We start from the raw sequence: 6,448 nt of genomic DNA, 5'->3' as shown, positions 1-6,448 counted from the left end.
AGGCCGCCCCCAACACGGCAAACAGCGCCGGGTGTTCGGCCACGGGCAGCACTCGGCCGTCGCAGAGCGACCAGCCGATGGGCAGGCTGGTGCCAGCCAGCAGCTTCACCACGCCAATGTATTCGTCGCCGCCGGCCTGGGTAATCGCCTCCGCGGCAGTAACCGGAACAGGAGCGGCAAGCACGGCGGCGGGGGCCGCCAACAGGCCACTGCCCAGTAGTGCGCCCATGCCTTTAAGCCAAGTGCGCCGCGAGGCCGGACGCATCAACCCGTCCGGCGTGAGGTTGGTGGGAGTAATAAGTTCTGCCATATGCGATAAATGCGGTTGAAAAAAAGTAAGAAACGATGACAGCCAGTTTTTTATACTTGTTGAGTGGCTATTCGGGCTCAAAGGTAGCGGCCCGTGCAACACGCCGGTATGACATATTCATGTCGTTTTTGTGGCTTTTCGCCATAGCTCACCAATGCCCAAACGTGCCGCCACTGGGCCTGGCCAAGGCTGCGTGGTCACCCCAATAAGGCCTAAGCCGTTTTTGCAGCCGGCTACCTGCCGTTCACCGCCGCCGGTGCCTTTTTGTGCCCGGCCGCTATTGAAACCAATTCTTTCTCTCCATCCAGACTGTCTGGGCGCGGCCGCCTCACCTACTTGCGGGCCGTAGTGCACGGGGCCGCCAGTGAAATCGCTCAACGTTGCTCTTTTTGGCCAGCGTAAGTAGTCGTTCACAGTAGACTTGGTTGGATAGATAGCCGAGTTAAAATCGGTTAAAAGTAGTGTGGATTTTTTGATTTTATATGTTAATTTATTCGAATACAGAAAAAGTGTGGGCTAACAGAGCGAAAATGGCTTTGGGAAGGTGAAAACTTTTTTTCAGCGGATGAACCGCGCCAAACGCCCGATGAAATTTCCGGCTGTGCTGCGCGGCACGGCTACGTGCGTCCCGCGGCAGGCGAGAAATACTCGCACAGAGTATCAACCCGTTTCACCGCCTTTCTAGGGCAGATATACCTGATTTTTGAAAACCCACGCGCTGTCTTTCCGGCCCCGGCCGGCCAAAAAAACACCCCCGGCCCCAGCCGCCGAAGCAGCCGAAACCGGGGGTGCTGGTCCCTGTAGCGGGTCAGCGGGCAGCCAGTGGCCTAGCCCAGCGCCGTCACGCCGGGTAGTTCCTTGCCTTCCATGTACTCGAGCAGCGCGCCGCCGCCGGTGCTGATGTAGCTCACCTGCTCGCCGAAGCCGAGCTGCTGCACGGCCGCGGCCGAGTCGCCGCCGCCGATGAGCGAGTAGGCCCCGGCCGCCGTGGCCTCGGCAATGGCTTTGGCCACGAACTCGGTGCCAAGCGAGAAGTTGCTCATCTCGAACACGCCCATCGGGCCGTTCCACAGGATGGTTTTGCTCTGGCGGATGATGTCGGCGAAAGCTTCGCGCGAGTCGGGGCCGAGGTCGAGGCCCATCCAGCCGTCGGGGATGTGGTGGTTGCCGGCCACGTCCACGTTGGCGTCGTTGGCGAACTTGTCGGCGATGAGCGAGTCGGTGGGCAGCACCAGGTTCACACCCTTGTCTTTGGCTTTCTGGATGAGCTGGCGGGCCAGGTCCACCTTGTCCGCTTCGAGCAGCGAGCTGCCCACGTGGCCGTTCTCGGCCACCGCGAAGGTGTAGGCCATGCCGCCGCCGATGAGCAGGTTGTCGACCTTATCGAGCAGCTTTTCGATGATGAGAATCTTGTCCGAAATCTTGGCGCCGCCCATGATGGCGGTGAATGGTCGCTCGGCGTTTTCGAGCACCTTTTTGGCGTTGTCGATTTCCGACTGCAGCAGGTAGCCGCCCACGCGGTCCTGCGGGGCAAACGAGTTGGCCATTACGGCCGTGGAGGCGTGGGCGCGGTGCGCGGTGCCGAAAGCATCGTTCACGTACACGTTGCCGAGGGTGGCCAGCTTAGCAGCGAAGGCGGCATCGCCGGCTTCTTCTTCCTTATAGAAGCGCACGTTGTCGAGCAGCAGCACCTGGCCGGGCTGCAGGGAGGCCGCTTTCTGGGCCGCTTCGGCCCCGAGCACGTCGCCGCCGAACTGCACCTCGCGGCCGTACTCCTGCGAAAGGCGCTGCACGAGGGCTTCGAGCGAGTATTTCTGCTCGTAGCCGCCTTTGGGCCGGCCCAGGTGCGAGAGCAGCACCACGGAGCCGCCGTCGTTCAGGATTTTCATCACCGAGCGGGTGGCCATGCGGATGCGCGTGTCGTCGGTGATGCGCAGGTCCTTGTCGAGCGGTACGTTGAAGTCGACGCGCATTACGGCGTGCTTGCCGGCGAAATTATAGGTATCGAGGGTGTTCATTTCAATAGGGTGATGAGAAGTTTGGTGGACTTGAGTAGCGCTGCAAAGAACGTCAAACAGAAAAGAACGGTCGTGCCGAGCGTAGCGAAGCATCTTTACTGCGCAAGTAATCCATTTTAACTCTTGGGGTAAAGATGCTTCGCTACGCTCGGCACGACCGTTCTGCCGATTTCGACCAAGCCCCCTGCACCCAACCAACTCCCCCGCCCCTCTCCTTACCTTTGCTGCACTTATGAAAATCGGTATTTTTTTCGGGGGCACTTCGCGTGAGCGGGAAATTTCCTTCGCCGGTGGCCGCACCGTGTTTGATAACCTGGACAAGGCGCTGTTTCAGCCCGTGCCCATCTTCGTCGATAGCCTCGGGCAGTTTATTCTGCTCGACTGGCAATACATCTATAAAGGCACCATTCGCGACTTCTACCCGCCGGTGAGCTCGCAGCCGCCCTCGCTGCACCATTTGCAGGTGTACATCGAAAGCCTGGGCGAGCTGAGCCACGACGAGAAGTTCGAGGCCATTGCCAAGGTGGGCCGGCAGGTGCAGCCCGAGCAGCTGCCGCTGCTGATGGACTTCGCCTTCCTGGCCCTGCACGGGCCGGGCGGCGAAGACGGGGCCATTCAGGGCATGCTGGAGTGGCTGGGCATTCCGTACTCGGGCTCGGGCATTCTGCCTTCGGCCTTCGGCATCGATAAGATTGCGCAGAAAAAGCTGCTGAAGGCCCTGAACCGGCCCACACCCGACTTCCGCGTCATCACGGCCGAGGAATGGGACCGCACCGACCATGCCGCCACCCTGGCCTACCTGGTGCGCGAGCTAGGCCTGCCGCTGGTGCTGAAAGCGCCGCGCCAAGGCTCGAGCATCGGCGTGAGCATTCTGAAAACCGACGACCTCGCCAAGTTTGAGGCGGCCATCGAGCGCAGTCTGTTCCGCAAAACGCTGACGCGGGCCGACTGGCAGCGCCTGGGCGCGCAGGACAAAGTGGCCTGGGTGCAGCACCTCACCGATATCCGCGAGGGCATCGGCCTGCCCGTGGTGCTGAACGAGCAGTTTGGCCCCGCCGCCATCGACGGCCCGGCCGACGACTCGCAGCTGGCCGAAGCGCCCGGCACCCAGCAGATTTTCCACCCCGAAACCCTGCTCTACACCCTCGACCAGGCCTTCGAAACCGCCGAAACCCTGCGCCTGACCAACGTGGACGGCGAAACCCAGGTGCTGGTGGAAAGCTTCGTGGCCGGCCGCGAGTTCTCGTGCATCGTGGTGGAAGACCCCGACGGCCAGCCCCTGGCCCTGCCCCCCACCGAGATTGTGAAGGGTGAGGAGATGTTCGACTACCGCTCGAAGTACCTGCCCGGCCTGGCCCGCAAAGTCACGCCCATTGACCTGCCGGAAGCCCATATTCAGGAAATCCGCGAAGCCTGTGAGGAGATGTTTCGCACGTTCGGCTTCCAGGTGTACGCACGCCTGGATGGGTTTGTGGCCCACGACGGCCGCTTGTTCCTCAACGACCCGAACACCACCTCGGGCATGCTGCCGGCTTCGTTCTTCTTCCACCAGGCCGCCGAGATTGGGCTGAACCCCAGCCAGTTTCTCACCTACCTCATTCGCACCTCGCTGGCGGCGCGCCGCCGCGCGGGCTTGCGTCCGGTGAAGCTGGGGGCGCTACTCAACACCCTCGATACGGCCGTGGCCGGCCGCCAGCACGAGGCCACCGAGCGCGTGCGCGTGGCGGTGATTATGGGCGGGTATTCGTCGGAGCGCCACATTTCGGTGGAGAGCGGGCGCAACATTTTCGAGAAGCTGAGCTCGTCGGCGAAGTACGCGCCGGTGCCGGTGTTCCTCACCGGCTCGGCGCAGGAGCACAAGCTCTACGTGCTGCCCGTGAACGTGATGCTGAAGGACAACGCCGACGACATCCGCGAGAAGATTGAGCACGCCGAGGCCGGTGAGGCCCCGCACCCCATTCTGGCCCGCATCCGCCAGGAAGCCGGCCAGATTACCAGCACCTACGCCGGGCAGGCGCTGGCCCAGCCGCGCCGCGTGTCGTTCGAGGAGCTGGCCGGCATGGTCGATGAAGTATTCATTGCCCTGCACGGCCGCCCCGGCGAGGATGGCGCCCTGCAGCAGGAGCTGGAGAAGTTCAACCTGCCTTACAACGGCTCGGGCGTGGCCAGCAGCAGCGTTACCATCAATAAGTTCGAAACCAACAAGCGCCTGCGCGACGCCGGCCTGCTGGTGGCCGAGCACCGCATGGCCAACAAGCTAGAGTGGCAGGCCGACGCCGAAAGCTTCTACCGCAGCCTGGAAACGCAGTTCCCCTACCCCTTCATCGCCAAGCCGGCCGACGACGGCTGCTCCTCGGCAGTGAAGAAAATTAAGAATCGCGCGGAGCTCGAAGCCTTCTGCCAGCTCATCTTCCGCACCGAAGAAGACCTGCTCGAAGGCCCGGCCGCCGTGCTGCACTTGGGCTTCAAGGAAGAATTCCCGCGCAAGGATGCCTTTCTGGTCGAAACCCTCATCAGCCGCGACGGGGCCGCGCACTTCCTCGAAATTACGGGCGGCCTGCTGACTTCATATGATGAGGACGGGCAGCTTAACATCGAAGTGTTCGAGGCCAGCGAGGCGCTGGCCACCGGCGAGGTACTGAGCCTGGAGGAGAAATTCCTGGCCGGCGAAGGCCAGAACATCACCCCCGCCCGCTACGACGTGGACCCGGTGGAGCGTCAGCGCATCTCGAACGAGGTGAAGGCCGTACTGCGCCGCGTGGCCGAAGTGCTCGACATTCAGGGCTACGCCCGGATTGACGCCTTCGTGCGCGTGCGCCAGGAGGGCGAGGTGGAGGTGCTCATCATCGAGGTGAACTCGCTGCCGGGTATGACGCCCGCCACCTGCATTTTCCACCAAACGGCCATTGCCGGCTACACGCCCTATCAGTTCATCGACCGGATTCTGGAGTTCGGCAAGGCGCGGGCGGCCAAGGCCATTGCCGCCAACTAGAACGTCATGCTGAGCTTGTTGAAGCATCTCTGCCGCGCAAGTATTCATTTACTCTTGCGGTAGAGATGCTTCGACAAGCTCAGCATGACGTTCTTTATTCTTTCAAATAGTATTACCATTTAAAAATGGCTTTCCTCACTTCCAATACCCCGCTCGATGTGGTGAAGCACCTTGTGCTCATTGCCGTGGCGGGCCTGCTGCTCGTGCTGGGCTTTTTCTACGTGTACCTGCCCGTGAGCACCCACCACGGCGAAACCATTACGGTGCCCAAAGTAACGGGCATGAACGTGGCCGACCTGGAGAAATACCTCGACGAGCGCAACTTGAACTACTTCGTGGACGACTCCAGCTATAGCCCCAACATCCGCCCCTTCACGGTGCTGGTGCAGGACCCAGCGCCGGGCGAAAAGGTGAAGGAGGGCCGCAAAATCTACCTGCAGGTGAGCATGAAGAACCCGCCGGTAATTAAGATGCCCAAGCTCACCGATGGCTCGTCGAAAAACGCCATGCTGATTCTGAAAAGCTACGACCTTGTGGTGGGCCAGATTCAGCTGGTGCCCGACCTGGCCTCCGGTGCAGTGCTGAAGCAGCTGGTGAACGGCAAGGAAATCGCGCCCGGCGCGGCCATTGCCAAGGGCACCAAAGTCGACCTTGTGGTGGGCGACGGCCAAGGAAATCAGACGTTTGCCGTGCCCAATCTCATCAACATGCCCGAAGACGAGGCCGTGACGCTGCTTGTGGGTCAGGGCCTGCAGAAAGGCGAAGTGTTTGAGCAGCCCGCTGAAGAAGGCCAGACGCGCGGCACGGTGGTGCGCCAGCGCCCCGCCCCTGGCCCCGATGCCACCATCCGGATGGGCCAACTAGTTGATATCTGGATTGCCAAGTAAACGGCTGGTCATTTTTTGCTTAAATCCGCCGCAAGGGGCGCGTGGCGCTGGCCGCGCGCCCCTTGCACTTTTTTTCCCGCCTTCGTCGTTAGCTTCCAAATTGATATTCTTATGCTGACACCTTTCCACGCGCTGCGCCGACTGTTGCCAATTTCCTGTCTGTTCCTGCTGCTGACCGTCGCGCCGGCCGTAGCGCAGGTGGTGCCCTCGGGACCGCTGAGCGCCGACCCGGGCCGGGCAC

4 protein-coding genes are annotated in these 6,448 nt (G+C 61.7%); 2 read left to right on the top strand and 2 right to left on the bottom strand.

The annotated features are described in order from the left end of the window. Together ACYVDE_RS12050 and ACYVDE_RS12045 are read right to left on the bottom strand one after the other, a co-directional pair. The coding region (locus ACYVDE_RS12050; protein ID WP_460501794.1) for a tail fiber protein at window positions 1-310 on the bottom strand (310 nt) is incomplete at its 3' end. Between the two features lie 827 nt (window positions 311-1,137). Next, window positions 1,138-2,328 carry a phosphoglycerate kinase gene (locus ACYVDE_RS12045; RefSeq protein WP_460501793.1) on the bottom strand — a complete coding sequence of 397 codons (1,191 nt, stop codon included), beginning with the start codon at window positions 2,326-2,328 and terminating at the stop codon, window positions 1,138-1,140. A 232-nt stretch (window positions 2,329-2,560) separates the two neighbouring features. On the opposite strand from ACYVDE_RS12045, the gene ACYVDE_RS12040 reads away from it, so the two are divergent. Beyond that, complete coding sequence (locus ACYVDE_RS12040) at window positions 2,561-5,320, top strand: D-alanine--D-alanine ligase family protein (RefSeq protein ID WP_460501792.1); 2,760 nt, start codon at window positions 2,561-2,563, stop codon at window positions 5,318-5,320. 125 nt (window positions 5,321-5,445) lie between these two features. After that, a complete protein-coding gene (locus tag ACYVDE_RS12035) occupies window positions 5,446-6,207 on the top strand; it encodes a PASTA domain-containing protein (RefSeq protein ID WP_460501791.1) in 762 nt (253 codons plus the stop codon). Window positions 6,208-6,448 lie beyond the last annotated feature (241 nt).

The sequence above is a fragment of the Hymenobacter agri genome, from assembly GCF_054778495.1.
This window is presented reverse-complemented; position numbering and strand designations above follow the sequence as displayed.